This window comes from Streptomyces sp. NPDC057623, from assembly GCF_042800355.1.
Lineage (GTDB): Bacteria > Actinomycetota > Actinomycetes > Streptomycetales > Streptomycetaceae > Streptomyces.
On record NZ_JBHVGZ010000071.1, the window covers coordinates 17,869 to 44,784 of the forward strand.

Here is a 26,916-nt window from a genome sequence, read left to right on the forward strand (position 1 = left end):
AAGGGTGGGAACGAGGAAGACGGAAAAAAAGGCTGAAAGACCCTGGGGCGCGAGGGGGCCCGCCAGGGGGCAACGGGGGCGCCACCGCTTGGTTTTTGTGCTCTCCGAAATCTCCGATCTCCGAAGATCTTCGAAAGGAAGGAATCCGGATGCCCACCGCCGGACAAACGCCGTCGACCGTCGCGGAACGCATCCGCCCGCCGGTCGTCAGTGTGTTGGACCCGAGCCTGGAGACCACCAGCATCTGCCTGTCCGTCGGGTACGGTGCCCGGCTCGACCCCCGGGGCCGCTGCGGCGTCGCCCATCTCCTGGAGCACCTGCTCTTCTCGCTGCCGAAGGCGGGCCGGCCCTCGTTCGCGGAGTGGGTCGAACGCAGGGGAGGCACCACCAACGCCGAGACCGGCCTGGAGACCATGCTCTTCCACGCCCAGGTCGCCGCCGAGGACGCGCCGGAGACCCTGGCGATGATGCTGGACTGCGTGCTGGAGCCCGCCTTCGACGCGCAGGTCTTCGAGACGGAACGCGAGGTCGTCGTCAAGGAGATGGTCACCGCCGCGGCCGACCCCTCCGACCTCGTCCAGGATGTCGTCTTCGAGAAGCTGTTCCCCGGCCACCCGATCGGTCGGCCGATCGGCGGGCGGATCGAGGAGTTGCAGGAGCTGACCGCCGCCGCCGTCGAGGAGGAGCACCGGACACGGTTCCTGAACGGGCCCAAGGCCCTCGTGGTGGTGGGACCGCGCCCCGTCGACGGGCTCGACGACCTCCTGGACACGTTCGCGCCCCATGACGCCGCCGCCGCGATCGTGCCGTCCCTGCCGCTGCCCGCCCCCGACCTGACCCCGCCGGGCCCGTCCGGTCCCGACTTCGCCTGGACCTGCTTCGCGGGACGCTCCACGTCGCTGGAGGCCGCCGACAAGGAGGCGTACACGGTCCTGGCGACGCTCCTCGGCTCCAGCCCGTCGTCGCTGCTCTACCGCAAGCTGCGCGTCGAGGAAGCCCTGTCGTACGCCTTCGAGGCGTGGAACCGCTCCTACACCGAATGCGGGGTCTGGCGGCTGCTCGTCGGAGTGGAACCGCAGGCCGTGGGGCGGCTGGTGGACATCGTCGAAGGGCTGCTGGCGGACCTGGCCGAGGGCCGACTGCCCGAGGAGGAGCTCGCCGTCGCCCGGCGGAAGGCCGAGATGCGTCTGGTGACCCAGGCGGAGATGCCGCTCGAACGCGCCCGGCTCACCGCGCTGGGCATCCGGGGCGGCAGCGCCGACTGGTCGCTGGAACAGGCGCGGGCGGCGCTGCGCGCGGTGACGCCCGAGCAGATCGCGCGGGCCGCCGGCAGCCTGCGCGGAAACCTGGCCGTCGCGGTCCGGCCGGAGGCGGCGTGAGCGGCATGCCCGACCCCGACGACCTGCTCGCCGACGTCACGGCGGGCCCGTACACCGACGCCGTCACCGGCGAGAGCCACGTCCTGGTCCAGGACGCCGGCGAGCGCGCGCTCAAGGACCCCGCCGTGCTGGAGGCGGTGCGCGCCGCCCTGCACCGCGAGCATCCCGGCGCCGAGAGCACCTTGCTGCGGACCCCGCCGGACGTGTCGCTGCCCGCCCCCTGGCGCCGCCATCTGACCTATGTGCGCTGCGAAGGCGAACTGCCCCCGGTGCCGGACGGGCCCGCCGTGACCCTCGCGGACCGGCCCGCCGTGACCCTCGCGGACCGGCCCGCGGACGAGGAACTGGTCCGGGTCTGGCTGACACAGGCCTTCGTCGCCGCCGGTGTGGACGTGCGGCGTCCGGTGTCCGAGGCCGCGGCTCGGGCCGCGGCCGACGACCTGTGCGCGCTGCCCGGCCGGGTGTCCCTCATGGCCCGGCACGGCGGCCGGACCGTGGGTCACGCGACGCTCCTGACCGAGTGCGACGACGAGACGACGGGAGAGGCCGTCGTCGAACTCGTCGACATCCTCGTCGACGGCGCCCCCGACACCGGACTCGCCACGGCCGAACTGAGCCGCGCCGCCGCCGTCCACGCCCACGCTCTCGGCCGCCCGCTGATCGGCAACGTCGTGCACACCGCCGCGTCCGACCCCGAGGAGGCCGGCAAGGACACCTGGCGGATCGTCACCAGACTGCTGGAAAACGGCTGGAGCCTCGACCACGCCTACTGGTGGGCCCCGGCACCCCGACCGGAGGCGCGGCCGTGACCGGCTCCCGCGCGAGCGCCCCGCCCGAGGTCACCCTGGAGATGCTGTACCGGCTGCTCGGCGTGCCGGAGCACCAGAGCCGCCGGGAACTGATCCGCCGCGGCAGGACCGTCTCCCCCCGGCTGCCCCAGTTGCTCATCTCGGCGGCGGCCAGGGAGAACGTGCCCCTGGGCCCCGGAACCCGTGACGAACTGCGCAGGGCACGGGCGAGGGCCGCACAGTACGCGGACCTGTGCGACGCCGTCCGGTCGGCCGTACCCGCCGTCCGCCTCGCCAAGGGGCCCTCGCTCGCCCGCTGGTACCCGGCGGACCTGCTGCGCCCCGTCGGTGATCTCGACCTCGACTTCGAGACGGAGGAACAGCTGTGGCAGGCGGCCCGGATCCTGTGCGACCGGGTTCCGGTCGAGGGCATCGACCTGGCCCTGACCGGGCACGAGGGACGCACCGATGTCACCCTCGCGCTGAAATGGCCGTCCGAGGACGAACTCTTCGACCAGCCCTGCGCCGTCGAACTGACCACCGTGTCGTTCCCGGGCGACCTCGGCGGCACCGTGCCGCCGCGCTACACCCTGCCGGACGACCAGACCCTCGCGGACCTCCTGTCGGTGGCCGAGGAACGGTTCCAGCGGCCCTTCAACGCGAAGGACGCGGTGGACGTCCTCATGCTCCTGACGCACAGCCCGCCGGAGCCCGGTCCCCTCGCCGAGGCGGCCACGGCCCACCGGCTCGCCCCCGAACTCCTGGAACTGCTCACCTACACCGGCGACGGGACCGGCGCGGCCCTGGACGACCTGTGCGACCTCCTGCGCGAACCCGCCGCGGACGAACTGTCCCACCGCGAGGCCGCGGCGCACGCAAAGCGCGCGTCCGAGGCCCCCGACACCGCGACCGTCGACGGCCGGCTGCGCGCCGGACTGCCCGTACCGGGCCTGCTGCTGAACTGGCGCCAGGACCCGGCCGCAGGCCCCCGCGCCACCCGCTACGACAGCGACGGCGTCACGCTGCTGCGCACCCCCGTCGCCGACTTCCTGCTGGTCTGCGACGAGGTCGTCAGCCGCGACGCCTACGACACGGCACTCGCCGTCCTCGAACGTCTGGAGGCCGTCCGGTGACCACCACCACCCTGCCACCCGCCGTCGAAGTCATCGACCTGCGCCGGGAGTTCACCGTTGGACGCGGCGGGAGCGCCCGCACCCTGACAGCCCTGGACGGACTCTCCCTGTCGGTCACCCCGGGCACGGTGCACGGGCTGCTCGGCCCCAACGGAGCCGGCAAGAGCACCTTGTGCAAGATCCTCTCCACCACCCTGCTGCCCACCTCCGGCACCGCCCGCGTCCTCGGCCACGGCGTCACCGACCGGCCCCGTGAGATACGCCGCTCCATCGGCCTGGTCCTCGGCGGCGACCGCGGACTGTACAGCCGCCTCTCGGCCCGGCAGAACCTCGAACTGTGGGGTGCCCTGCACGGACTGCACGGCCGGGAACTGCGTACCCGCATCACGGACCTGCTGGCCCGGGTCGGGCTGACCGAGCGCGCCGGCGAACGGGTGGGCGGCTTCTCCCGCGGCATGAAGCAGCGGCTGCACCTGGCCCGCGGCCTGATCGGCGACGCCCGAGTGCTGCTGCTCGACGAACCGACCACCGGGATGGACCCGGTCGCGGCCGACGACTTCCGCGACTTCGTCCGCGCCCTGCGGGCCGAGGGCCGGACCGTCCTGATCACCACCCACGACATGGCCCAGGCCGAGGCGATCTGCGACGAGGTCACCCTCATCGACCGCGGCCGCGTCCTCACCTCCGGCGACCCGCGCGACCTGGCCCGGCGGCTCTCGGGCGGTCAGCGCATCGAGGCCCGGTCCGTACCTTCGCGGCTGGCCGCGGAGATCGCGGACCTGCCGGAGGTGACCGTGGTCCGCCGCCCGGGGGACGGACAACTGTGCGTCGACACAGCGAGTGCCGAGGCCACCCGCGTGGTCCTCGCCCTGCTGGTCGACTGGGGCATGAGCACCGTACGCACCGGGCCGCCCAGCCTGGAGGAGCTGTACCTCAGGGTCGTCGGCGGCCGGAAGATGCGGGTGTCCGCGTGATCACCACCTTGTGGGGAGCGGTCCGCTTCCAGCTGGCCATCGCCCGCACCAGCCCCGACGTGCTGCTCATCCTCGTACGGGCCCCGCTCATGACGATGGTCCTGCTGTCCATCAGCGAGTACTCCGGACGGCGGGACCTGGCCGCCGGCATCGTCCTGGCGCCGGTCCTCATGGCCCTGTGGGACATGACCCTGCTGATCGCCGGCGAGGTGATCAACAGGGAGCGGTCCTGGGGCACACTGGAGGCCCTCGTGGCCACGCCCGCCCGGTTCTTCCCGGTCGTCCTCGGCCGCATCGGCGCCGTGACCACGATCAGCATGGTGAGCTTCGTGGAGGCCTGGCTGGTGGCCCGGGCCGGCTTCGGGATCAGCCTGACCGTCGTGCACGGCACGGTCTTCGTCCTGTGCGTGCTCGCCTCCGCGCTCGCCATGGCGGGCACCGCGACCCTCATGTCGGCGCTGTTCGTCCTGGCACCGACCGCGCGCCTCATGCAGAACACCCTGACCTACCCCTTCTATCTGCTGGCCGGCGTGCTGGTGCCGGTCTCCGTGCTGCCGGAGTGGCTGCGGCCGCTGTCCTCGGTCGTCTTCCTGTCCTGGAGCGCCGAGTTGCTGCGGCAGTCCCTGTCCACCGCCCCCGTGCCGGACGCCGGGCTCAGCCTGGCCGTCATCACCGGCCTGGGCCTGGCCGGCACCCTCGCCGGACTTCTCGCCGTCAACCGGGCGCTGCGGCAGGCCCGCGCCGCCGGAACACTCTCCGAGGTGTGATGAGTACCCTGACCGGATCCCTGGTGGGACAGCTGCGGGTGGTGCGCTACGCGGCGGCCACGTCGGCGGCCGAGTTCCGCCAGACGTACACCTGGCGCTCGTGGGCCATCGGCTGGCTGGGCCGGATGCTGTCGCAGGTGACGTTCTTCGCCCTCATCGGCGTCATGCTCGGATCGCCCGAGCGCACCCGGTATCTCGTCGTCGGGAACGCGGTCATGGCGTGCGTCATCGAGACGATGACCGTCGTGACCAACGGCGTGCGCGAACGGCAGGAGGGCACGTTCCCGCTGCTCGCGGCGTCACCCGCGACGCTGGGCACGGTGCTGTTCGGCAGGGGCCTGTACCAGCCCGTCAGCGGTGCGGTCACCGCGCTCGTCACCCTCTTCGTCCTCGCGCCCGCCTTCGGCGTCCGCCCGAGGGCCGCTCAGGTCCCCGCGCTGGCGCTGCTGATCGTCGTCACCGCCCTCAGCACCTACGGCGTCGGGCTGGTCCTGTCGGCCGTCGTCATCGGGCTGCCCGGTGCGCGCAACGTCGTCTCCAACACCGCCTATCTGCTGATGATGGCGATCTGCGGCGTCCAGGTCCCGGTGGACTTCTGGCCGCCCTGGGTCCAGGCGGTCAGCGAGGTCCTGCCCCTGACCCATGCCCTGGCCGCCATCCGTGAGCTGATGGCCGGGCACGCCACCACGGACGTGGCGCGCTCCCTCGGCCTCGCGCTGCTGACCGGCGTCCTGTGGCTGCTCCTCGCCTCGGTGGCGGTCCGCCTGGTGCGGGAGCGGGGGCGCCGCACGGGCTCCTTCGACTACGGGGCATGACGGCCCCGACCAAGGAGAGAAAGTGAACGATCCCGCTCCGCCAGCCCCGCCCGTGAAGCTCTTCTGCCTCGCCGACGAAGGGGACCCGGCCAGTCTCTTCCCGACTCCGCTGACCCGGCTGCGGCCTGAGCTCATCCCCGTACCCGTCGAACCGGCCGGCCGGGACGGCCGGCACCGCGCCCCGTCGCGCCGGATGTTCGAGGAGACCGTCGACGCCGTCGTGGCCCGCATCGCACATGAAGCGGACGGCGGACCGTACGCCGTGTACGGCCACGGCCCGGGCGGCCTGCTGGGATACGAGGCCGCGCACCGACTCGTGGGCGACGGGCACCGGCAGCCCGAGCACCTGTTCCTGTCGGCCGACGGGCCGCCTCAGCGCCGCGGCGACCGCGCCGGCGGGGCGCCCGCGCGCATCCGCCACTCAGGCCCGTCACCGCGGCTCACCTGCCCGGTCACGATCGTGACGAGACCCGAGGACACAGCCGTCCCCTACCCGGACCCCGACCCGTGGGCCGACCTCACCACCGGCCCGGTCACGCGTCTGGAACTCGCCGATGCGGACCGGTGGGGGCTGGCCGCGCGGATCCACGACACCCTGCTCGGCGAACCCGGCGCGGTGCCGCCCGGACCGTTGACCGTGGAGGCGTTCCGCGACGCCATGGCCTGCCTCGCCGCTCCCGTCACCGTGGTCTCCACCTGGGACGAACAGGGCCGGGCGCGGGCGTTCACCGCCAGCGCGGTGTGCAGCCTGTCCGCCGCGCCGCCGCTGCTCCTCGTCTGCGTCAGCCGCTCTGGCCGCGCCCACGAGGTGTTCCGTACATCCGGCCGCTACCTCGTCAACGTCCTGGGACACGAACAGGCCGCCGTCGCCCGGGACTTCGCCCGACCGGACCGCACCGAGGCCGAGGCCGCGCTGGTCCCCCTGGAACTCGGTCTGCCCGGCCTGGCCAACGCGGCCGCCAGGTTTGCCTGCACGAGCCACCAGGTTCTGCCGGGCGGCGACCACAGCATCCTCACCGGTCGGCTGGAGGCCGCGACGCTCTCCGACACACCACCACTGATCCACTTCCGCCGCGACTGGCACCGGCCCACCGCGATACCGGCCGTCCTGCCACGGTGATCAGCACTCGTTGACACTCACGGGGGCGGGCGAGGCCAGTGCGGTGGCGGCTGCGATCGCGTCGAGGGCGTACTTGTGGCCGTGCAGCCCTGCCGCAGCGAGGAGCTTGCTCGCGTTGCGGGCGATGGCTTCGGTGGGCGGGACGATGATGACGCGGGAGACGGCCTAGTCGAAGCGGGCCTGGCCGGTCTTGGGGTCGCGGGCTTCGACGAGGGTGACGGAGCTGGTGATGACGCGGATGTCCTCGGCCTCGGCTGCGGCGAGCCATTCGGTGAGTTCGGGTGTGCGTCGTACGAGCGGGAGCGGGGCGGACGCGGGGACGAGGCGCGGGCGCGGCGGCTGATCGACTCCACCGAGCGGGCCCAGGATCTGCTCGGGGGCGGCCAGACCGTCGGCGGGCGGGCGCTTCCCGAGCGGTCCGGGGTCGTGTCGGCCAGCAGCCCGCTCGACACCGGGTTCGGCTTCGGGTACTACCCGTACCGCCACCTGGGGGCGACGGCCTGGCATCTGATGGCGGCCGTGCGCTCCAACCCGCTGCGGGTCTGAACCGAAGCGGGGATGGCCACCCCGACCGGCCCGCCCGGCCGGATCCGCGCGCCGGGGAGGTCACCGCGAGGACCCCCGGACGGCCGTCAGCCCGCCCACGACGAACCGCTGGAAGAGGGCGAACACGCAGACCACCGGGACGCTGATGAGGGTGGCCGTCGCCATCAGCGCACCCCACGCCGTCCCGTGCTGGCCGACGAAGGCGTTCAGCAGGACGGTGACCGGCTGGACGTCCGGACCCTCGGCCAGGGTGAGGCCGAACAGGAACTCGCCCCAGCCGATCAGGAAGCACAGCCCGGCCGTGGCGACCAGGCTCGGCGCCATGACGGGCAGGACGACGCGCAGCAGGACGCCGGGCAGCCCGCAGCCGTCGACCAGCGCGGCCTCCTCCAGCTCCGGGGGGAAGGACCGCAGTACCGGGCGCAGCACGATCACCGCGAAGGGCAGGGTGAGGGTCGTGTCGGCGGCGATCAGGCCGAGGTAGGAGTCGGTGAGGCCGGCCCGGCGTTCCAGGATGAACAGAGGTGCCGCCAGCACGATGGCGGGCGGCAGTTGGGCGACCAGCAGCGCGAGCACCATCGCGCCCGAGCCGCGCACACGGACGCGGGCGAGCGCGTAGGCGAGCGGGACGCCGAGCAGGAGCGTGAGGGCCACGACTCCGCTGGAGATCACCACGCTGTTGAGGAGGGCCCGGGTCAGCCCTTCGTAGTCCAGCGCCGCCCGGTAGTTCTCGACGCTGAACGGGGCCGGCAGCCACTGCGGGGTCGGGGTGAGGATCCGGTCCGGTCGGGTGAGGCTGGTCTTGGCCATCCAGTACACCGGCAGCAGGAAGACCGCGGTGATCAGCGTGGCGACCGCCGTGAGCAGCCACGGACGGCGGGGAGGTTTCACGTGGAACCTCCCGTCGCGTCCTCGCGCCGCAGTCGTCGTACGTAGAGGGCGCCCGTGAGCAGCGGTACGACGAGCAGCAGCAGGCCCGCGGCGGCGCCCTCGCCGAATCGGAAGAACCGGAAGAAGACCTCGTAGACGTAGAGGGACAGCACGCGTGTGGCGTCGACCGGGCCGCCGCCCGTCATCACGAAGACCAGGTCGAAGACCTTGAAGGTGTAGAGGAGGCCGAGCAGGAGAACGCTCACGGAGACCGGGCGCATCAGGGGCAGGGTGATGCGGCAGAAGCGCTGCCAGGCGTTGGCTCCGTCGAGGGCGGCGGCCTCGTGCAGCTCGGCGTCGATGGTGTGCAGGCCGACCAGGAGCAGGAGCATGTTGAAGGGCACGCCGACCCAGATGTTGGCGAGGATCACGCCCGCCAGGGAGGTGGACGGGTCGGTGAGCCAGTCGTGGGCGAGAGGGCCCAGGCCGACCGCCTTCAGCAGGGCGTTGTACGCGCCGGACTCAGCGTCCAGCAGCCATCGGAAGAGGGTGCCGCTGACGATGGGAGGCAGCAGCCAGGCCACCAGGAGCAGGGAGCGCAGGAGGCCGTTCAGCGGGAACGGGCGGGCGAAGAGCAGGGCCAGGGCGAAGCCGAGGGTGAACTGGCACACCAGCGAGCTCAGGGTGAAGACCAGCGACAGGCGCACCGAGTGCCAGAACGCCGGGTCGTCCAGGACCGCCCGGTAGTTGGCGAGGCCGTTGAAGCGCTCGGCACCGCCGAGCAGGCCGCTCAGCCGCACGTCGTGGACGGAGGTCCAGACGTTGTAGAAGAGCGGGTAGGCCAGGAACAGGGCGAGGAAGGCCAGGCCCGGGAGGCAGAAGAGGTAGCCGGTACGTCGGCGGCGCGCGGAGGGCCCTCGAACCGGACCGGGTCCGGCCTGCGTGAGGCCGGCCCTTCGGCGGCGGATCTCCAGCGCGAGGGCCTGGCGCCCTCTCACCGCTCGCCCAACGCCTTGTCGATCTTGACGGCCGCCGTCCTCGCCGCGGCCGAAGGGGCCGCCGAGCCGGTCAGTACGGCCTGCTCCGCCTCCGCGACGGCCTGCGAGGCGTCGGCGTAGTGCGCGCCGTACTGACGTGGCCGGGCCACGGGCAGCTGGCTCAGGAAGAGCCGCAGGGCCGGGTCGGAGGCCCAGGCGCCCCGGTCGGCGAGGTCCTTGCGGGCGGGCAGGTTGCCGAAGGAGACGAGGTACGGCGTCAGCACCGACGGGCGCTGGGTGTACTCCAGCACCTCCCACGCCTTGTCCAGATGGTCGCTGCTCGCCATCAGCACCCAGTTCTCGCCGCCCAGACAGGTGGCCGCCTCCTTGTCCCGGGGCAGGGCGACGACGGCCCAGTCGAAGTCGGCCTCCTTCAGCGTGGGGATCTGCCAGGGGCCGTTGATCTGGAGGGCGGCCCGCTGGTTGAGGAAGCGGGTGTTGACGTCCTGCTGGGTCCAGCCGACGCACTGCTCGGACAGGGAGCCCTTGGCGACCAGGCCGTCGAGGAAGGACAGGGCGGTGGCGCCGTCCGTGGCGAAGGTGTCCAGGTCGCCGCCCGCCTGCCACAGGAACGGCAGGAACTGGAAGACGCCCTCCTCGGTCCTGATCGCGCTCAGCGCGAGCCCGTACCGGTCCCCGCTGGTCAGCCGCTCTGCGGCGGAGGCCAACTCGGCCCAGGTGGTGGGCGGTTCCACGGCGGCGTCCTGGAGCATCCGCGTGTTGTAGTAGAGGGCGAGGCAGTTGCTCTGGTTGGGGATGCCGAGCGTGCGGCCGCCGACCTGGCAGCCGTCCCAGGGGCCCTTGTAGTACTGGTCGGCCTGGCCCCACTCCTCGACCCGGCCGGTGAGGTCGGCGAGCAGGTCGCTGCCGCCGAGCGTGTTCATGGAGACGTTGTCGACGATCGCGATGTCGGGCAGGTCGCCGGAGATCGCGCCCAGGGTGATCTGCCGTTCCAGCTCCGCGAACGGGAAGGTCCGCCGTTCGATCCGCACGTTCGGCACCCCGGCCTCGATGTCCTTGATCAGACGGGTCATGCCGGGCTGGAAGTTGTCCAGCGTGAAGTAGTCCCACCAGGTGAGGGTGGTCGTGCTCGGCGCGTCGGAGCCGCCGCAGGAGGCCAGCGCCCCGCCGAGGCCGAGGGCGGCGGCTCCCGCACCGGTGCTGCGCAGGAAGCCGCGGCGGTCGACCGGGTACGACATGGTGCCCTCCAAGGGGTGTGCTGATACAGCGGGTGTGCGGATACAACGGGTGTGCGGATACAGCGGGTGTGCGGATAGAACGGGTGTGCTGCTCCAAGGGGCGTGCGGAGCAGCTCGGGCGGCTCGATGGCCCGGCATGTCCCGACGTATCAGAAATCCATGTCGAAATCGGGGAATTCGGGCTCGGGTTCCGAACCGGGCAGGGGATGACAACGCCCGGTGCTGGCGCGCAGCGTGATCAGGGGTTTCAGCAGGACGTGCCGGGGTGTCGAGCCGGGGGAGCGCAGGCGTTCCACCATCAGCTCGACGGCGACCCGGCTCATCTCCTTGGCGGGGATCTCGGCGGCGGTGAGCTGCGGGATCACCTGCTCGGCCCAGGGGCTCGCCGCCACACCGACGACCGAGAAGTCGCGCGGCACGCTGCGGCCGTGCCGGGTCAGCCCGCGGTAGACCCCCTCCAGGGCCGCCTCGTTCAGGGTGACCAGCGAGGTGGTGGCCGGGTCGTCGGCCAGGATCCGCGCCACGACCTCCTCGCCCGAGGCGAGGTCGTCACCGCACAGGTAGGCGCGCGGCTCGTGGCCCAGGTCCGTCATCGCGGTGGTGTAGCCCTCGTGGCCGAGCCGGGCGAAGCCGTAGCCGACGTTGAACAACTGCTCCGACCGGTTGACGAAGGCGATCCGGTGGTGGCCCAGGTCGGCGAGGTGCCGTACACAGCCGCTCGCCAGTCCGGCGAAGTCCAGGTCGACCCAGCCCGCCCCGTCACAACGGTGGTTGCGGCCGATGGCCACGAACGGGAAGTCCGCCCCGGCCAGATACTCGACCCGGCCGTCCTCGCGGCGGATCTCCATCACGATCACGCCGTCCACGCGCGGCTCGCCGTCCGCCGGCCGCTGTCCGACCATCCGCCGGAACGAGTCGTCGTCGAGCGTGTCGGCGGGGGAGAGCAGCATGTCGTAGCCGTAGGCGGCGGCGGCCTCGGCGACGCCGCCGATGAAGGCCAGCTGCATGGTGGTGTAGTCCCGCTTGCGGCCGGACGGAGGGTAGAGCAGACCGAGGGTGTGCGTGGCGTGGTCCGCCCCGGCCGGTGGTGTCGTGCGGTCGCGGGTGTGCTCGGTCATGGTCAGCCGACCGGGAGGGGCTGCTCGGCCCAGATCGTCTTGCCGGTGGGGGTCTGGCGGGTGCCCCAGCCCTGGGTGAGCTGGGCGACCATGTGCAGCCCGCGGCCGCCCTCGTCGTAGGTGCGGGCGCGGCGCAGATGCGGGGCGGTGCTGCTGGCGTCGGACACCTCGCAGATCAGGGTGCGGTCCCGGATCAGGCGCAGTCCGATCGGTACGCCGCCGTAGCGGATGGCGTTGGTGACCAGCTCGCTCACCACCAGCTCGGTGACGAACGCCGCCTCCTGAAGGCCCCACGCCGCGAGCTGCCGGGTGGCCTGCGCACGGGCGTCGGCCACGATCGCGGGGTCGGACGGCAGGGCCCAGGCGGCGACCTGGTCGGCGTGCAGGGCACGGGTGCGGGCCAGCAGGAGGGCCACGTCGTCGGCGGGGCTGTCGGGGAGCATGTCCCTGAGGACGGCGTCGCAGGTGGCCTCCAGAGAGGGCACCGGGGAGGACATGGCCTCGCAGAGCCGTTCGAGACCGACGCTCATGTCGCGGTCGCGGGCGATGAGGCCGTCCGTGTAGAAGGCGAGCAGGCTGCCCTCGGGCAGCTCCAGCTCGGTCGCCTCGAAGGGCAGCCCGCCGACCCCCAGCAGCGGACCCGGGGTGAGACGGACGACGCTGACCGTGCCGTCGGGCAGCAGCAGGACGGGCGGGACATGGCCGGCGCTGGCGAGGGTGCAGATCCGGGAGACCGGGTCGTAGACGGCGTACAGACAGGTCGCGCCGATCCCGCCGGTGTACGGCAGGTCACGGACGGCGCTGTCGTCGTCCGAGGTGAGATGGGTGACCAGGTCGTCGAGGTGGGTGAGCAGCTCGTCCGGGGGCAGATCCACGTCGGCGAGGGTGCGTACGGCGGTGCGCAGCCGCCCCATGGTGGCGGAGGCGTGGATGCCGTGCCCGACGACATCGCCGACGACCAGGGCGACCCGGGTGCCCGACAGCGGGACGACGTCGAACCAGTCGCCCCCGACGCCCGCGCCCGTACCGGCGGGCAGATAGCGGTACGCCACCTCGACGGCCGCCTGTTTCGGCAGGTCACGGGGGAGCAGGCTGCGCTGGAGGGTGAGCGCGTTGGTGCGCTCGCGGGTGTAGCGGCGGGCGTTGTCCACGCCGACGGCGGCCCGGCCCGCGAGTTCCTCGGCGAGGATCAGGTCGTCGTGCTGGAAGGGCGGGGAGCCCTTGCCGCGGACGAAGACCGCGACACCGAGGGTGATGCCCCGGGCCCGCAGCGGGGTCGCCATGACCGAGTGGAAGCCGTGCTCGCGGACGACGGCGGCCCGTGCCTCGTGCGCGCCGACCCAGCGGGCGAAGTCGGGGTCGTCAGCGCCGCTCAGTACCGGCCGCCCGCCGGTCAGGGAGCGGGCCGGCGGCGAGAACGGGGGATAGGTGTCGATCCCGCCCAGCGCGATGGCGGCCTCGGGCACGCCCCCGCCCTCGGCGGCCGACTGGTGGGCGACCCGGCGCAGCACCACGGCGGCGTCGACCGGGCCCGGCACCGGTTCCTCCCCGCGCATCACGGAGTCGAGCAGGTCCACGCTGGTGAAGTCGGCCAGCCGCGGGACGGCCAGATCGGCGAGCTCCTGGGCGGTACGGGCGACGTCCAGCGTGGTGCCGATGCGGGACCCCGCCTCGTTCAGCAGGGCCAGCCGCTGCCGGGCGGCGTACTGCTCGCTGCTGTCGAAGGCGGCGGTGCCGACCCCGGCCACCTCGCCCGAGACGGGGTCCTTGACGGGCCACAGCTCGACGATCCAGGAGCGCTGCCGGGTGGCGGCGGGCGGTGCCGGGGCGAACCCCTCGTACCGCATCGGCATGGCCTCCTCGGCGACTCGCCGCACACACCTGAGGAAGCCCTCGTCGGAGCGCGCCTCACCCAGCGGGTCGGTCTCCGCGCCCGAGTTGAGCCGCCACGCGCCCGACGTGGCGTTGTAGGTGGACAGGGCGATCGAGGACTGGGCGAAGGCCCACTCCACCATCCGCCGGTCGCGGTCGGAGGACGCGGTTCCGGTGGTGGCGGTGACGACGAACGCCTGGGTCGCGCCGTCGCCGTCCAGGGAGGGATGGGCGTGCAGGGTCAGTTCGACACGGTGACCGTCGCGGTGCCGGAGGGCCGCCGTGCCGCTCCATTCCTGGGAGCCGACCGGGGAGAAGCCCGTCGCCTCCCGATCCACGAGCAGGTCGGCCGCGCCCCGCCCCACGACTTCGGCGGCGCGGTACCCCAGCAGCAGCCGAGCACCCTCGCTCCACCCCGTGACGATGCCCTGAAGGCTGATGGTGGCTGTCGCGGCATCTGGTGACCACACGGTTCCAGCGTGCGCGTCACGGATGAATCGGACAAGTCGGATTCCTGTGCATGAAACGGGGGTGGAGGATGGGGGGAAGACGGTGACGGCGGGGGTGGCTGGAGTGTGAGGAGGGGTCCGCGGTGGCTGACTCCGGTACGGGTGCCTCGGATACGGGCGCTTCAGGTACGCCGCTCGCCCGGAAGATCGGCATCAAGCCGGGTCACCGGATCCGGCTCCGTCACGCGCCCGCCGGCTGGGACATCCCCGGGCTGCCGGACGGCTGCGAGGTGGCCGCGGGGGGCCCGCGGGGCGCCGACGTGGCCGTCGCGTTCTACCGGTCGTACCTCGATCTCGTCGCCGAAGGCCCCGGGCTGGCCGGCGACCTCGCCGATGACGCCATGCTCTGGATCGCCTGGCCCCGGCGGGCGGCCGGCCACGTCAGCGACATCACGGAGAACGGGCTGCGGGACCTCTTCCTCCCGCTCGGCGTGGTCGATGTGAAGGTCGCGACGCTCGGGGCGCACTGGTCGGGACTGAAGTTCGTACGGCGCAGGGAGAACCGCCGTACGCGGCCCCGTGCGTAGCCCCGGCGGTCCCTGTGCAAAACGGCGAACGCGAGAAGTCCCCACCGTGAACCACTAGCATCGCGCCGGTAATCGCAGCCGGTACGAGGTGAGGGCAGGGCATGACGGAATTGAGGATCGCTGTCGCCGTCGTGACCATGGGCAACCGCCCCGCCGAGGTCGACGCGCTGCTCGAGTCCGTGGCCAAGCAGGATCTCGCCCCCGCCAGGATCGTCGTCGTCGGCAACGGCTGCCCACTGCCCGAGTTCGCCGCCCGGCTGGGGCTGCCCGGCGAATTCACCCCGATCGAACTCGACGAGAACCTGGGCTGTCCGGGTGGCCGGAACGTGGCCCTCGCGCGGCTGCGCGACTTCGGGGACGTCGACGTCGTGGTCGAGCTGGACGACGACGGACTCCTCGTCGACGCCGACGTGCTGCGCCGCGTACGCGACCTGTACACCGCCGACGACCGGCTCGGCATCGTCGGCTTCCGCATCGCCGACGAACAGGGCGAGACCCAGCAGCGGCACGTGCCCAGGGTCGGCAGGTCCGACCCCCTCCGGGGCGGGTACGTCACCGGCTTCCTCGGCGGCGGACACGCGCTGCGCATGGCGATGCTCGCCGAGACCGGGGACTGGCCCGCCGAGTTCTTCTTCGCCCATGAGGAGACCGACCTGGCCTGGCGGGCCGCTGACGCGGGCTGGCGCATCCTCTACGCGCCCGAACTCCTGCTCCAGCACCCGAAGACCTCACCCGCCCGGCACGCCATCTACTACCGCGTGAACGCCCGCAACCGGGTCTGGCTGACCCGCCGTCGACTGCCGCTCGCGCTGATCCCCGTGCACCTCGGCGTGTGGGTGCTGCTCACCCTCGTACGCAACCGGTCGTCGCCGGCGGGACTGCGCGCCTGGTTCGGCGGCTTCCTGGAGGGCCTGCGGGAGCCGGCCGGCGAGCGGCGGCCCATGCGGTGGCGCACGGTGTGGGGCCTGTGCCGGCTGGGCCGGCCGCCCGTGATCTGAGGAAGAGGGACGTGGGTCCCGGTCGTTCACCTCTGCCGACCGGGACCCACCTATGTCCCCGGATCCGGCCGCGGCGGCGACACTCCCCCGAGCTGCGCGTACTACGCGCGCGCCGACGGGCCAGATCCGATGAAGTGATCACATCAGGCCGCACCAACGGATCGCTAACATATGGCCAACGACGTTCCGTTTCTGCGTCGTGCAGTCGCCGCAAGGCCGACGGAGGCCACCGGGGCCCGGCCCCGGGCGGGCACGGCTTGCGGCGTCGGGAAGCGCGTGGCGGGAAACCGTCGTACAACGGTCGGATCTCCGCGGAAAGGCAGTGGCGGCGTGGAGCGGTGCGAGCTGCGGTTCGGACTGCTGGGACCGCCGGTTCTGTACGAGGCCGGCCACGCCGTACGGACCATCAGCAGCCCCAAGGTACGGGCCCTGCTCGCCGCCCTTCTGCTCGAAGGCGGCCGGGTCGTCTCCGTGGACTCGCTGACGGACGCGCTGTGGGGCGGGGCACCGCCCGCGTCCGCGCGTGCCTCACTGCACAACCACGTGACCCGGCTGCGGCGGCTGCTCGACGATCCCGAACGGCTGCGGGCCGTACCGCCCGGCTATGTGCTGCGCGTGGGCGAGGGCGAGCTGGACGTCGACGTCTTCGTGAGCCGGGTCGCCGCGGCCCGCTCCGCGCACACCGGACGGGACTGGGAGCGCACGGTGCGCGAGTGCGCGGCGGCGCTCGCGCTGTGGCGGGGCACCCCCCTGGCCGGACTGCCCGCCGAGGTGGGTGGCTACGCACTCGTCCAGCGCCTGGCGGAGGCGCGGCTGCTGCTCCTGGAGTTGCGTTACGACGCCGGGCTGGCCGTCGCCGGAGCACGCCTGGACGCCCTCGTCCCGGAACTGACGGCCCTGACCGCCGAACATCCGCTGCGCGAGTCCTTCCACCGCCACCTGATGCTCGCCCTGCACCGCACCGGCCGTCGCGCCGAGGCCCTCGCCGTCCACCGCGACCTGCGCACACGCCTGATCGAGGAACTCGGTGTGGAGCCGGGGGCGGGGGTGCGGGAGGCGCATGTGGAGGTGTTGCGGGGGCCGGGCGGCGGTGGTGCCGGGAGCGGGCCGCGAGGGGCGTCGGAGGGTTCCGCCGGCCGCGGCGAGGACGCACCACGAGGTGCCGCGGGCGCGGCCGCCTCCCACACCGACGACGTGCTCGCCGACGAGCCCCTGCGGGAAACGGGCACCCCCGCCACCCCGTCCCAGGACCCGCCCTCTCGGCCACCCCGCCCCGCCCAACTCCCCCCGCCCCCGGCCTACTTCACCGGCCGCACCGCCGCCCTGACCGAGCTGCGCCGCACCCTCACCCCGCTGGGGCAGCCCGCGGTCCCGGTCGCCGTGATCAGCGGCATGGCCGGCGTCGGCAAGAGCGCGCTCGCGCTCCAGGCCGCAGCCGGGCTGACGAACCACTTCCCCGACGGCCAGCTCTACGTCAACCTGCACGGTGCCACCCCCGGCATGACCCCGCTCACCACCGGCCAGGCGCTCACCGCACTCCTGCGCGACCTCGGCGCCGACCCCCGCTCCATCCCCGAACACCCGGACGCCGCCACCGCGCTGCTGCGCTCACTGCTCGCGCCGACCCGCACCCTGATGGTGCTGGACGACGCCGCGAACGCCGCCCAGGTACGTCCGCTCCTCCCGGCCGGCTCCGGCTGTGCGGTGATCGTCACCAGCCGCTCCCCGCTGACGGCCCTGGACGGCGTCCGCCGCTTCCCGCTCGCGCCCCTGACCGCGGAGGACAGCGCGGCGCTGCTGCGTGCGGCTTCGGGGCGTGACGGGTCCGTCGGGCGCTTGCCGCAGGACCCGGGCGACCGTGCCGCCGGCCCCGCGACCGGTGGCGGCATCGACGCCGTCCACCCGCTCGTCGCCCTCACCGGCGGCCTCCCCCTCGCCCTGCGCGTGGTCGCCGCCCGGCTGGCCGCCCGCCGCGCCCTCACCCCGGACGTCCTCGCCGAGCAACTCGCCGCCACCGAGGGCCGGCTGCACCACCTGGAGTACGACGACCTGAGCGTCCGCCGCTCCCTCGCCGTGGCCCACGACGCCCTCGCCGTCTCCGACCGCGAGCCCGACCGCGACGCGGCCCTCGCCCTGCGCCGCATCGGCGCCCTGGACCTGCCCGTGTACGGCGCACCCCTGCTGGCCCGGCTCACCGGCACCGACGAACGCCGCGCCGAGGCCGCCCTCGACCGCCTCGTCGACGTGGCCCTCCTGGAGGAGATCGCCTACGGCCGTTACGCCCCGCACGACCTGGTGCGCGACTTCGCCCGTGAGCTCGCGGGAGCGGACGGCGGGACGGACGCCGCGCAAACGGCCCTGCGCTGGTACGCCGCCGTCGCCGAACGCACCCTCACCGCCATCGTCGAACCCGGCCTCGACCAGGACGACCGCCGCAGGCCGACGCCCACCCAGCCGCCGGACCACACGGCCCACGCGCGCACGACCGCTCCCTTCCGCGGCCCGGAAGAAGCCTTCGCCTGGTGTGACCTGGAGCTGGAGAACATGGTCGTACTGGCCGAGCGCTGTGCGGACGCCGTCGGCCACGGCACCGCCGCCCACCTCTCCACGCTCATCCGCCTCCTGTTCCCCTGTCTCCATCGCTCCGGACGCGTCGCCGAGACGGAGGTGCTCGGCGGGATCGCCCTCCGTGTGGCGCGGCGGCTCGGTGACGAGGCCGCCGAGGCGTACGCGCTGGGCGACCTCGCCGGCCTGCACTTCCTGACCGGCCGCCAGAACGAGGCCCTCACCCTCAACGACCGGTCCCTGGCGCTCTGGCGGCGACTCGACATGTCCTCCAGGATCTGGACCTGCCTCAACAACCGGGCCCTGCTGCTGGAGAATCTCGGCCGCTACTCCGAGTGCATGCAGACGCTGCACCAGAGCCTGGAGTACTCACGGCTGATGGACAACCCGTACAACGAGGCCCTGACCTACCAGCACCTCGGCAACCTGTACGAGCACACCGACCCCCGGGCCGCCATCGAGCAGCACCACCGCTCGCTCGCCCTCGGTGTCCAGATCGGCAATGCCATCGTGCAGCACGGCGCCCACTGCAACATCGGCTACGCCTACCTCACCCTCGGCGAACCGGCCGCCGCCGTACCCCACTTCGAGGACAGCCTGCGCATCCTCGGTGGCCACGGGAACTGGCAGGGCGAGTCCCAGGCCCGCCTCGGCATGGTCCGCGCCCTGCGCGTCCTCGGCGACACCGGCCGCGCGGCCCGCGAGTGCGTCGAACTCCTGACCCGGGCCGAGGCCCGGGCCGACCACTACTCGAGCGGCCAGGCCCGCCACCAGCACGGTCTGCTGCTGCGCGAACAGGGCCGCGTCCAGGAGGCGTACGCCGAGTGGCGCACGGCGCTCGACGCGCTGGACGGAACGGACGCGAAGGCGGTCGTCCAGGAGCTCAGGGAGCTGCTGGACGCGGCCGGCCCAGGATGACGCTCACTTCGCGTCCGCATAGCACTCCACCACCGCCGTGGTGAACGGAAACCGCACCGGCGTCTCCCCGAACGTCAGCCGCCCCGCCAGCTCCGCGGCCTCCCGGATCGCCGCCACGACGGTCTCGGCCTCCTCCTCGGGACAGTGCACGATCACCTCGTCGTGCTGGAAGAAGACCAGTTCCGCCGCCATGTCCGCGCAGGTCCGCCGCAGTGCCGCGAGCAGCAGCAGGGTCCAGTCGGCGGCGCTGCCCTGGACGACGAAGTTGCGGGCGAAGCGGCCCCGGGCGCGGGCGTTGGTCGAGGCGTAGCCCCGCCCCCACTCCTGCGGCCCGGAGCCCTCCGCCGGCTCGTCCGCCGCGACCGGCACCGGAATGCCCGCCTCCTCGGCGGCGTCGTCCGACGCCCCGGCCGCCGGCGGACACGTCCGCCCCAGCCAGGTCCGTACGAGCCGCCCCTCCTCACCGGCCCGCGCCGCGTCGTCGACGTACGCCACCGCCCTGGGGAACCGGCGCCTGAGCGCGGCGAGGTTCTTGAGCCCGTCCCCGGACGTCTGCCCGTACACGGCACCCAGCACGGCGAGCTTGGCCTGTGCGCGATCCCCGGAGAAGGCACGGTCGGAGACGGACTGGTAGAGGTCGCTCTCCCGGCCGGCCACCTCCATCAGACCGGGGTCCCGGGAGATCGCCGCCAGCACCCGGGGCTCCATCTGGTCGGCGTCGGCCACGACCAGCCGCCAGCCGGGGTCGGCGACCACGGCACGCCGGATGACCTTCGGGATCTGCAGCCCGCCCCCGCCGTTGGTCACCCACCGCCCGGTGACCGTCCCGCCCGCGAGGAACTCCGGTCTGAACCGCCCGTCCCGCACCCAGTCCTGGAGCCAGGACCAGCCGTGGGCCACCCAGATCCGGTACAGCTTCTTGTACTCGACCAGCGGTTTCACGGCCGGATGGTCGAGGGACTCGATCTCCCAGCGACGGGTCGATCTGACCTTGATGCCCGCCTGCGCGAAGGCCTTGATCACATCGGCCGGCAGATCGGGCCGCACCCGGCGCCCGAAGGCGGCCGACACCTCGTCCGCCAGCTCGGCCAGCCGCCGCGGCTCCCCGCCCCCGGCATACCGCTCGCCGAGCAGATCGTGCAGGACCCGGCGGTGTGCCTCGGCGCTCCACGGCAGCCCGGCCCGGTTCATCTCGGCGGCGACGAGCATCCCCGCGGACTCGGCCGCGGTCAGCAGCCGCATCCGCTCCGGGTGCGCGGTGGCGTCGTGCCGGCGCTGCTGGTCGGCGTACACCGCGACGAGGTCGGCCAGCGGCACATGGACCGCCTGCGGCTCGAAGAGCGGGGACTGCGAGCCGGGTTCGGCCGAGCGCTGGGGCGGATCGGGCGGAACGGGCCGGTCCCGCAGCCGGGCCAGGGCGGCGGCAGCCGACCTCGGTTCCCCGTGCCGCCCCTCGTGGCCGAGCAGGAGCGTCTCGGCGTCCTCGATGTCGTAGCACCGCTCCACCCGCACCCCCGTGGCGAGCAGCCGCGGATAGACCTCGGCGGTGGACCGCCACACCCACCGCGCGACCTGCGGCCGCCCGCGCACGGCCTCGGCCAGGTCCGCCTCCCGGACCACCGGCCCCGCGGGCAGCCCGTCCGGACCGAGGGGGGCGATGTCCACGCCACCGTCCTCGGCCGGAGCCAGCGCCCACCGGTCGGTCATGCCGCGAGTGTGGCACCCGGCACTGACAACGCCCTCAGCCCTGCGCCTCGGCCGCCTCGCCGTCGCCCGCCTGGACCGTGTGCACACCGCTGTTCAGGAACCGGGAGAGCGCCTCGACGAGGTACTCCTCCACCGTCTGCTTGGTGAGCCCGAGTCCGTACAGGACGCCGGTGCCGTTCTCGAACTCCAGCAGGGCGAGCAGGATGTGCTCGGTGCCGATGTAGTTGTGGCCCAGGCGCAGGGCCTCGCGGAAGGTCAGCTCCAGCACCTTCTTGGCGTCCGAGCCGTAGGGGACGAGGTCGGGGACCTGGTCGGCGGCGGGCGGCAGGGCGGCGGTGGCGGCCTGCCGCACGGAGTCCAGCAGGACGCCCTGGGCCGTGATCGCCTTCGCGGCCAGGCCGTCCGGCTCGGCCAGCAGACCCAGGACCAGGTGCGCGGGACGGCCCTCGGCGCTGCGGGCCGCGATGGCCTCGTTGTGGGCGGCCATCACCGCGTTGCGGGCGCGCGGCGTGTAGCGGCCGAAGCCCTGCTGCGGGTCGAGGTCGGCCGACTCCTTCGGCACGAACCGCTTCTGCGCGGCCTGCCGGGTGACGCCCATGCTCTTGCCGATGTCGGTCCAGGAGGCGCCGGACCGCCGGGCCTGGTCCACGAAGTGGCCGATCAGATGGTCGGCCACCTCACCGAGGTGATCGGCGGCGATCACCGCGTCCTGGAGCTGGTCGAGGGGTTCCTCGTGGACCTTCTTGATGGCCGCGATGAGTTCGTCGAGACGTACGGATGAGGTGACGCTCGGGTTGGTCGACATATGTCAACCTTAGGTTGACAGTAGGGAGGTGTCAACCTTCGGTTGACAGTCGACGGATCAGAGGCCGCCAAGCGGTGACCGAGCGGCGCCCGCCCCGTGGCACCATCGCCGGGTGAGCAGTACGAACAGTTCGAGCGCTGCGCCCGGCCCCGTCGACCGGGCCTTCCAGCACGCCCTCTACGCCGACTCCGACGCCGCACTCGACACCGGCGCCTCCCTCCTCGCCGCCGCCCCCGAGGCGGACGCGGAACTCGCCCGGCGCGGCCGGGAGTTCGTGGCGGCTGCCTGGCGGCGCGGCTGGCAGCCCGCCGACGTCGTACGGCTGGTGCGGCGCGAGCTGGACGACCTGCACGTGCGGCTGCTCGCGGCGCTGGTCCGCGAGCAGCGGCCGGACGACCGTCCCCGCGGCCCGCGCTGGACCGCGCAGCTCGACGATCTGCCCACCGAGGCCCCGCCCCGCACCGACCGCTTCTCGCACGCGACCGCCGTCCTGGAGCTGTACCGCCTCCTGCTGCGGCTGCCCACGCTGGAGCCCCTGGACGAGCCGGCCGGGACCGCCGCCGGGCCGCCCCGCCCCGAGTCCCGCATGCTCACCCGCATCCGCGCGCTGCTGGCGAAGGCGGAGGCGACCGGGTTCCCGGAGGAGGCGGAGGCGCTCAGCGCCAAGGCACAGGAACTGATGGCCCGGCACAGCATCGACGAGGCACTGCTCGCGAGCCGCACGCACGCCGCGAAGGACGCGCCCGGCGCCTGCCGTATCGGCGTCGAACCGCCCTACGAACAGGCGAAGGCGGTCCTGCTGGACGCGGCGGCGACGGCCAACCACTGCCGTGCCGTGTGGAACGAACCCTTCGGCTTCTCCACGGTCGTCGGCTTCGAGGTCGACCTGGAGGTGGTCGAGCTCCTCCACACCTCGCTCCTCGTGCAGGCCCAGACCGCGATGACCAGGGCTGAGGCGGCCCAGCGGGCGGGCGGGCGCAAGCGCACGAAGACCTTCCGGCAGTCGTTCCTCGCGGCCTACGCCCACCGCGTCGGCACCCGCCTGGCCGAGGCGGCGCAGACCCAGGTCACCCAGGACCTGCTCCCGGTCCTGGCCTCCCGCGAGGTGGCCGTCACCGACCACCTGGACCGCATGTTCCCGCAGACCACCACGACCCGCCTGCGGGGCGTCAGCGACGAGGCGGGCTGGGTGCAGGGCTCGGAGGCGGCCGACAGGGCGCAGATGGATCCCCGCCGGCCGCTTGGCTGAACCGCTGCCGATCCGCTGGCGAACCGCGTCAGTCGCCGGACCGCTGGAACCCGGTCAACGACGCGTCCGGCGTCTGCCCGTCGCTCTTCAGCGCGACATCGCCGTACGACCATTTGAAGGTGTGCTGCGCGCCGCCCCCGGGCAGATCGATCTTCACCCGCCGCACGGCGAGGCTCTTGGTGCCGCCGCCCTCGCCCCGGACATAGGTGAGGGTCAGGGAGGTGGAGACACCCTTCGCGAGGGTCGTCTTCTTCACCCCGGCGGCCTCGTCGGCCCCGATGGCGCTCACGGTGTCGCCCGCGTCGAACTCGACGGCGGGCAGTCCGTCCAGGGTGCACTCGGCGTCGCCGCCGTTGGTGATCGTGACGGGCACGTTGCCGGTGTCCCCGGCGGCGGGAGCGGCGTTGGCGGGCCCGAACCGCACGCTCAGCTTCGCGGCGCAGGCGGATCCGGCCTTGCTGTCCTTGCCGTCGCCCCCGTCCCCGCCGTCGTCGCAGCCGGTCAGGAGAAGGGCCGCGGCGAGGGCGGCGACGGTGAGGGAAGTGGCGCGCATGGGGTCCTCTGGGAGTGAGGTCGGTGACTGGAGTGGCACCGATCCAACATCACGATCCCAGACCGGCCGTGGGCAGCCCCGTCGGCAGCTTCGCGCCGTCACCCCTGACGTACGTCTCGGCGCCGACGCCGCCCTGCCACGTGACCTTGAGCGAGGTCTTGCCGACGGAGTCGACCATCCCCGTCGTCCGGCCCTTGCCGCCGGTGGGGCACTTGAGGCGGATCATCCGCATCCCGTCCTCCTCGCCGGCGGTCCCGCTGCACACGGTCCCGCCCGTCGCGAAGAGCCCGGCCTCCTTGCCGTTGACCATGAGCACGACGGCCTTGCCGTCGACCGTCGTGAGCCAGCTGCCCTGGAGATCGCCGGCCGCGGACCCTCCGGTGCCGCCGCCGGTGTCGGCCCCGGTGCTCGCGGACGCACTCGGCTCGGCCGAGCCTTCCCTGGCGTCGGAGCCGCCGTCGCCGCTGCACGCGGTCAGGGCGAGCGCGCCCGCCAGGGACGCGGCCACGGCCGCGGCCCGCATCCGCCGGCCCGACATCGTGCGCGTACGGGAGAAAGTCGCCGAGATCACTGGAAGCTCCCAAGCTGTAGCGGTCGGCATACGGCCGAGTCGGCCACGTGGCCGAAACCACCGCAGCAAGTTACCAGGGAGTCCGATCCACGGCCCCAGGACCTGCCGGACCGGCCGGTCCTACCAGGACGACTTGCGCACGCCGGGCAGGTATCCGGCGTGCGCCTGCTCCCGCAGCGACACCCGGGACAGCCCGAAGGCACGGAAGTAGCCGCGCGGCCGACCGTCCACCTGGTCGCGGTTGCGCACGCGCGTGGCGCTCGCGTCCCGCGGCTGCCTGCTCAGCTCCCGCCGCGCGGCCAGCCGTTCGGCATCGGTGGACGACGGCCGACGGATGATCTCCTTCAGCTCGGCCCGCCGCGCGGCGTACCGCGCGACGACCTCCTGCCGCTGCTCGTTCTTCGCGATCTTGCTCTTCTTGGCCATCAGACCTTCACTCCTCGGGCGCGGATACGGGCGACGGCCGCCTCGACGCCGATGACGTCGACCGTCTTGATCCCCCTGGCACTCAGCCGCAGCCGCACATGCCGGCCCTCGCTGGGCAGCCAGTAGCGCTTGGTCTGGATGTTGGGGTCGAAGCGGCGGGAGGTCCGCCGGTGTGAGTGGGAAATGGAGTTGCCGAACCCGGGCTGGGCGCCGGTCAGCATGCAGTGGGCGGACACAGGTGACGAACCTCTCCTCGCTAGCTCCTGTTAATGGAATTCATTTTCAGTAAGATAGCAGCATGGCACGCAACGAACTCCGCCCGGTCATCAAGCTCCGGTCCACCGCCGGCACCGGCTTCACCTACGTGACCCGCAAGAACCGCCGCAACGACCCGGACCGCATGACCCTGCGCAAGTACGACCCGGTCGCCGGCCGCCACGTCGACTTCCGAGAGGAGCGCTGAACCCCATGCGCAACGGAATCCACCCGCCCTACGGCCCCGTCGTCTTCCGCGACCGGGCGGCGAACCACGCGTTCCTCACCCGCTCGACCCTCGCCGCCGTGCCCACGGACAAGACGATCGAGTGGGAGGACGGCAACACCTACCCGGTCGTCGACGTCGAGATCTCGAACATCAGCCACCCCTTCTACACCGGCACGGCCCGCGTCCTGGACACCGCCGGCCGCGTCGAGCGCTTCGAGCGCCGGTACGGGAAGCGGGGCTGACGAAGTGCCCGAGCTCTCCGTCGTCATCGTCGGCGGGCTGCACGCCGACGCCCGCAGGGCGGCCGTGGCGCAGCTGCTCGCCGACGTGCCCGACAGCGTCGTACTCCACCACGACCTGGCGACCGCCGTCGCCGGCACGGTCGTCCGCACGATCCGCGACGCCACCGGACTCGTGACCGCCGGCGAGACACCTCTCGTCAACGACTGCGCCTGCTGCGCCCTGCGCGAGGACCTGGTGCCGGAACTGATCCGGATCCGGGACACCGGCGGCACCCGGATGGCGATCGTCGAGCTGTGGGACTCGGTCGAGCCGAAGGCCATGGCCGAGGTGGTCACGGCCGGCGGGCTCACGGTCACCGGCGTGATCACCGCGGTCGACCCCGCGCTGGTCCTGCCCTACCTGGGCAACGGCGACGACCTGTCCGAGCGGGGCCTGGCCGCCGCGCCGACCGACCAGCGCACGGTCGCCGACACCTTCGCCCGCCAGCTCGAATACGCCCCGGTCCTCGCCCTGGCCGACTCCCCGGAAGCCGACGACGAGGACCGCGAACTGCTGGCCCAACTCCACCCGACGGCCCGCCGGGTCCCGATCGCCGGTGTCCCCGCGGCCGGGGACGGCCTGACGGTGCCGCCCCCACGCCGCCGCCCCCATTCCCCCCTCGTCCAGGCAGCCCTGGCCGGCTTCGACGTCGAGTCGGCCGACGCCGCCCAGCACCCCGCCTGCGCCCTGCTCCCCGCGGAAGCCGACGCGCACGGCGTCTCCACCCTGGTCTGGCACCGCCGCCGCCCCTTCCACCCGGAGCGGCTGTACGCGGCGCTGGAGGACCTGACCTGCGCGGCGGCCCGCAGCCGGGGCCGGTTCTGGCTGGCCGACAAGCCCGACGTCCTCCTCCACTGGGACGCCGCGGGCGGCGCCCTGTGCCTGGAGAGCGCGGGCCCCTGGCTGGCCTCACTCCCCGACGCGGCCTGGGACATGGTCCCGCCGGTACGCCGGGCCGCCGCCGCCATGGACTGGCACCCCGAGCACGGTGACTGCTGCCAGCACCTGGTCTTCACGTCCCCCGCCCTCGACCGCGACGGCCTGGAGCAACTCCTCGAGTCCTGCCTCCTGACCGACACCGAGTACGCCGCCGGCCGCGACGCCTGGAAACAACTCCCACCCGCCTTCGACACGCTCCTGGAGGTCTGACCCCCCATGCCCCGCAAGCTGGACCGCAAGCCCGCCAAGCCCCGCCCCAACCCCCTGGACCAGGCCGGCATCACCTATGTCGACTACAAGGACACCGACCTCCTGCGGAAGTTCCTCTCCGACCGAGGCAAGATCCGCAGCCGCCGCGTCACCCGGGTGACGGCCCAACAGCAGCGCCAGCTCGCCAGGGCCATCAAGAACGCCAGGGAGATGGCCCTCATCCCGTACGCCGCCCGCTGAGTCCGGCGCCTGGGCGGCGTACCCCCGCGAACCCCCACGAAGGCGCGCCCCCACCGAAGCCGCACAGGCGCCGCAGGCATGCCCAGGTCGACCCGACCACCCGCGGTGTGGAACACCGAAGGCACGGAATGCGTCTGTTCCAGTGCACGAGGGTCCGATCCCGCATGTGATGCGACACCCGGGGCATGCGCTGGAACGCATGCCGGCCCCCATACGTCACAGGAGTAACCGCAGGAACACCCCGCGTGCACGTGCATCTGCTCATGCAGCTGCACGTGAACAGAGCTATGATCCGGAAGCGATTGCTACCGCACC

26 protein-coding genes and 2 pseudogenes are annotated in these 26,916 nt (G+C 73.0%); 16 read left to right on the forward strand and 12 right to left on the reverse strand.

Features of this window, described 5'->3' with window-relative positions; genetic code table 11:
- Positions 1-149: 149 nt before the first annotated feature.
- The 7 genes from ACFU95_RS41680 to ACFU95_RS41710 are packed head-to-tail and all read left to right on the forward strand — an operon-like array spanning position 150 to position 6,976.
- A complete protein-coding gene (locus ACFU95_RS41680) occupies positions 150-1,379 on the forward strand; it encodes a M16 family metallopeptidase (protein WP_383839914.1) in 1,230 nt (409 codons plus the stop codon).
- A complete protein-coding gene (locus ACFU95_RS41685) occupies positions 1,376-2,188 on the forward strand; it encodes a hypothetical protein (protein WP_383839917.1) in 813 nt (270 codons plus the stop codon). The genes ACFU95_RS41680 and ACFU95_RS41685 overlap by 4 nt, the downstream gene beginning before the upstream one ends.
- Positions 2,185-3,300, forward strand: a complete 1,116-nt coding sequence (locus ACFU95_RS41690; RefSeq protein WP_383839920.1) for a hypothetical protein — start codon at positions 2,185-2,187, stop codon at positions 3,298-3,300. The genes ACFU95_RS41685 and ACFU95_RS41690 overlap by 4 nt, the downstream gene beginning before the upstream one ends.
- Positions 3,297-4,274: an ABC transporter ATP-binding protein gene (locus ACFU95_RS41695; RefSeq protein WP_383839923.1), complete on the forward strand. Its 978-nt coding sequence runs from the start codon at positions 3,297-3,299 to the stop codon at positions 4,272-4,274. Before ACFU95_RS41690 ends, ACFU95_RS41695 begins: the two co-directional genes overlap by 4 nt.
- Positions 4,271-5,041, forward strand: coding sequence for an ABC transporter permease (locus ACFU95_RS41700; protein ID WP_383839926.1), 771 nt, complete (start codon positions 4,271-4,273; stop codon positions 5,039-5,041). The genes ACFU95_RS41695 and ACFU95_RS41700 overlap by 4 nt, the downstream gene beginning before the upstream one ends.
- The gene (locus tag ACFU95_RS41705) at positions 5,041-5,856 is read left to right on the forward strand and encodes an ABC transporter permease (RefSeq protein ID WP_383839929.1); all 816 of its coding nucleotides are present in this window, start codon (positions 5,041-5,043) and stop codon (positions 5,854-5,856) included. Before ACFU95_RS41700 ends, ACFU95_RS41705 begins: the two co-directional genes overlap by 1 nt.
- A gap of 22 nt (positions 5,857-5,878) precedes the next feature.
- On the forward strand, positions 5,879-6,976 hold the full coding sequence (locus ACFU95_RS41710; protein ID WP_383839932.1) for a flavin reductase: 1,098 nt from the start codon (positions 5,879-5,881) through the stop codon (positions 6,974-6,976).
- Between the two features lie 12 nt (positions 6,977-6,988).
- Here the strand turns inward: ACFU95_RS41710 and ACFU95_RS41715 are convergent.
- A pseudogene (locus ACFU95_RS41715) lies at positions 6,989-7,273 on the reverse strand (DNA-binding protein); the annotation flags it as partial.
- Here ACFU95_RS41715 and ACFU95_RS41720 point away from each other — a divergent pair.
- Positions 7,274-7,522: pseudogene (locus ACFU95_RS41720) on the forward strand (Tat pathway signal sequence domain protein); the annotation flags it as partial.
- A 60-nt stretch (positions 7,523-7,582) separates the two neighbouring features.
- On the opposite strand, the gene ACFU95_RS41725 reads toward ACFU95_RS41720, so the two are convergent.
- The 5 genes from ACFU95_RS41725 to ACFU95_RS41745 form a co-directional block, all read right to left on the reverse strand.
- A complete protein-coding gene (locus tag ACFU95_RS41725; protein WP_383839934.1) occupies positions 7,583-8,413 on the reverse strand; it encodes a carbohydrate ABC transporter permease in 831 nt (276 codons plus the stop codon).
- Positions 8,410-9,390 (reverse strand): carbohydrate ABC transporter permease, encoded by a 981-nt coding sequence (locus tag ACFU95_RS41730; protein WP_383839937.1) that lies wholly within the window; start codon positions 9,388-9,390, stop codon positions 8,410-8,412. The genes ACFU95_RS41725 and ACFU95_RS41730 overlap by 4 nt, the downstream gene beginning before the upstream one ends.
- Complete coding sequence (locus ACFU95_RS41735; RefSeq protein WP_383839940.1) at positions 9,387-10,628, reverse strand: ABC transporter substrate-binding protein; 1,242 nt, start codon at positions 10,626-10,628, stop codon at positions 9,387-9,389. The genes ACFU95_RS41730 and ACFU95_RS41735 overlap by 4 nt, the downstream gene beginning before the upstream one ends.
- 149 nt (positions 10,629-10,777) lie before the next feature.
- Positions 10,778-11,746 (reverse strand): LacI family DNA-binding transcriptional regulator, encoded by a 969-nt coding sequence (locus ACFU95_RS41740; RefSeq protein WP_383839943.1) that lies wholly within the window; start codon positions 11,744-11,746, stop codon positions 10,778-10,780.
- Positions 11,747-11,748: 2 nt separating this feature from the next.
- Positions 11,749-14,088 (reverse strand): SpoIIE family protein phosphatase, encoded by a 2,340-nt coding sequence (locus ACFU95_RS41745; RefSeq protein ID WP_383839946.1) that lies wholly within the window; start codon positions 14,086-14,088, stop codon positions 11,749-11,751.
- A gap of 122 nt (positions 14,089-14,210) precedes the next feature.
- On the opposite strand from ACFU95_RS41745, the gene ACFU95_RS41750 reads away from it, so the two are divergent.
- From ACFU95_RS41750 to ACFU95_RS41760, 3 genes are all read left to right on the forward strand, one after another.
- A complete protein-coding gene (locus ACFU95_RS41750; RefSeq protein WP_383839947.1) occupies positions 14,211-14,654 on the forward strand; it encodes a DUF3052 domain-containing protein in 444 nt (147 codons plus the stop codon).
- Between the two features lie 101 nt (positions 14,655-14,755).
- A complete protein-coding gene (locus tag ACFU95_RS41755) occupies positions 14,756-15,652 on the forward strand; it encodes a glycosyltransferase family 2 protein (protein WP_383839950.1) in 897 nt (298 codons plus the stop codon).
- Between the two features lie 330 nt (positions 15,653-15,982).
- Entirely contained in the window at positions 15,983-19,135 is a 3,153-nt protein-coding gene (locus ACFU95_RS41760) for a BTAD domain-containing putative transcriptional regulator (protein ID WP_383839953.1), read from the forward strand.
- A 3-nt stretch (positions 19,136-19,138) separates the two neighbouring features.
- On the opposite strand, the gene ACFU95_RS41765 is transcribed toward ACFU95_RS41760, so the two are convergent.
- A complete protein-coding gene (locus tag ACFU95_RS41765; RefSeq protein ID WP_383839956.1) occupies positions 19,139-20,842 on the reverse strand; it encodes a bifunctional 3'-5' exonuclease/DNA polymerase in 1,704 nt (567 codons plus the stop codon).
- A 34-nt stretch (positions 20,843-20,876) separates the two neighbouring features.
- Positions 20,877-21,647, reverse strand: a complete 771-nt coding sequence (locus tag ACFU95_RS41770) for a Clp protease N-terminal domain-containing protein (protein ID WP_383839959.1) — start codon at positions 21,645-21,647, stop codon at positions 20,877-20,879.
- A 112-nt stretch (positions 21,648-21,759) separates the two neighbouring features.
- Between ACFU95_RS41770 and ACFU95_RS41775 the strand changes: the two genes are divergently transcribed.
- On the forward strand, positions 21,760-22,896 hold the full coding sequence (locus ACFU95_RS41775; protein ID WP_383839962.1) for a DUF2786 domain-containing protein: 1,137 nt from the start codon (positions 21,760-21,762) through the stop codon (positions 22,894-22,896).
- 28 nt (positions 22,897-22,924) lie between these two features.
- On the opposite strand, the gene ACFU95_RS41780 is transcribed toward ACFU95_RS41775, so the two are convergent.
- From ACFU95_RS41780 to rpmB, 4 genes are all read right to left on the reverse strand, one after another.
- Complete coding sequence (locus ACFU95_RS41780; protein WP_383839965.1) at positions 22,925-23,449, reverse strand: DUF4232 domain-containing protein; 525 nt, start codon at positions 23,447-23,449, stop codon at positions 22,925-22,927.
- A gap of 49 nt (positions 23,450-23,498) precedes the next feature.
- A complete protein-coding gene (locus tag ACFU95_RS41785; protein WP_383839995.1) occupies positions 23,499-23,972 on the reverse strand; it encodes a hypothetical protein in 474 nt (157 codons plus the stop codon).
- A gap of 168 nt (positions 23,973-24,140) precedes the next feature.
- Positions 24,141-24,446: a 30S ribosomal protein S14 gene (gene rpsN, locus ACFU95_RS41790; protein WP_370262045.1), complete on the reverse strand. Its 306-nt coding sequence runs from the start codon at positions 24,444-24,446 to the stop codon at positions 24,141-24,143.
- Entirely contained in the window at positions 24,446-24,682 is a 237-nt protein-coding gene (gene rpmB / locus ACFU95_RS41795) for a 50S ribosomal protein L28 (protein WP_383839968.1), read from the reverse strand. Before rpmB ends, rpsN begins: the two co-directional genes overlap by 1 nt.
- Before the next feature lie 62 nt (positions 24,683-24,744).
- On the opposite strand from rpmB, the gene rpmG reads away from it, so the two are divergent.
- Genes rpmG through rpsR form a run of 4 tightly spaced genes read left to right on the forward strand, consistent with a single transcriptional unit; the run spans position 24,745 to position 26,601 of the window.
- Complete coding sequence (gene rpmG / locus ACFU95_RS41800) at positions 24,745-24,909, forward strand: 50S ribosomal protein L33 (protein ID WP_015658813.1); 165 nt, start codon at positions 24,745-24,747, stop codon at positions 24,907-24,909.
- 5 nt (positions 24,910-24,914) lie between these two features.
- Positions 24,915-25,172, forward strand: coding sequence for a type B 50S ribosomal protein L31 (locus tag ACFU95_RS41805; protein WP_383839971.1), 258 nt, complete (start codon positions 24,915-24,917; stop codon positions 25,170-25,172).
- Between the two features lie 4 nt (positions 25,173-25,176).
- Positions 25,177-26,361, forward strand: a complete 1,185-nt coding sequence (locus tag ACFU95_RS41810) for a CobW family GTP-binding protein (RefSeq protein WP_383839974.1) — start codon at positions 25,177-25,179, stop codon at positions 26,359-26,361.
- A 6-nt stretch (positions 26,362-26,367) separates the two neighbouring features.
- The gene (rpsR, locus tag ACFU95_RS41815) at positions 26,368-26,601 is read left to right on the forward strand and encodes a 30S ribosomal protein S18 (RefSeq protein ID WP_383839977.1); all 234 of its coding nucleotides are present in this window, start codon (positions 26,368-26,370) and stop codon (positions 26,599-26,601) included.
- Positions 26,602-26,916: the final 315 nt, after the last annotated feature.

Coding starts and splice junctions, on each gene's coding strand:
- ACFU95_RS41805 (WP_383839971.1), top strand. CDS start 24,915: ATGCGCAACGGAATCCACCCGCCCTACGGCCCCGTCGTCTTCCGCGAC.
- ACFU95_RS41770 (WP_383839959.1), bottom strand. CDS start 21,647: ATGTCGACCAACCCGAGCGTCACCTCATCCGTACGTCTCGACGAACTC.
- ACFU95_RS41765 (WP_383839956.1), bottom strand. CDS start 20,842: ATGACCGACCGGTGGGCGCTGGCTCCGGCCGAGGACGGTGGCGTGGAC.
- rpsR (WP_383839977.1), top strand. CDS start 26,368: ATGCCCCGCAAGCTGGACCGCAAGCCCGCCAAGCCCCGCCCCAACCCC.
- rpsN (WP_370262045.1), bottom strand. CDS start 24,446: ATGGCCAAGAAGAGCAAGATCGCGAAGAACGAGCAGCGGCAGGAGGTC.
- rpmG (WP_015658813.1), top strand. CDS start 24,745: ATGGCACGCAACGAACTCCGCCCGGTCATCAAGCTCCGGTCCACCGCC.
- ACFU95_RS41780 (WP_383839965.1), bottom strand. CDS start 23,449: ATGCGCGCCACTTCCCTCACCGTCGCCGCCCTCGCCGCGGCCCTTCTC.
- ACFU95_RS41785 (WP_383839995.1), bottom strand. CDS start 23,972: ATGCGGGCCGCGGCCGTGGCCGCGTCCCTGGCGGGCGCGCTCGCCCTG.
- ACFU95_RS41680 (WP_383839914.1), top strand. CDS start 150: ATGCCCACCGCCGGACAAACGCCGTCGACCGTCGCGGAACGCATCCGC.
- ACFU95_RS41705 (WP_383839929.1), top strand. CDS start 5,041: ATGAGTACCCTGACCGGATCCCTGGTGGGACAGCTGCGGGTGGTGCGC.
- ACFU95_RS41755 (WP_383839950.1), top strand. CDS start 14,756: ATGACGGAATTGAGGATCGCTGTCGCCGTCGTGACCATGGGCAACCGC.
- ACFU95_RS41735 (WP_383839940.1), bottom strand. CDS start 10,628: ATGTCGTACCCGGTCGACCGCCGCGGCTTCCTGCGCAGCACCGGTGCG.
- ACFU95_RS41740 (WP_383839943.1), bottom strand. CDS start 11,746: ATGACCGAGCACACCCGCGACCGCACGACACCACCGGCCGGGGCGGAC.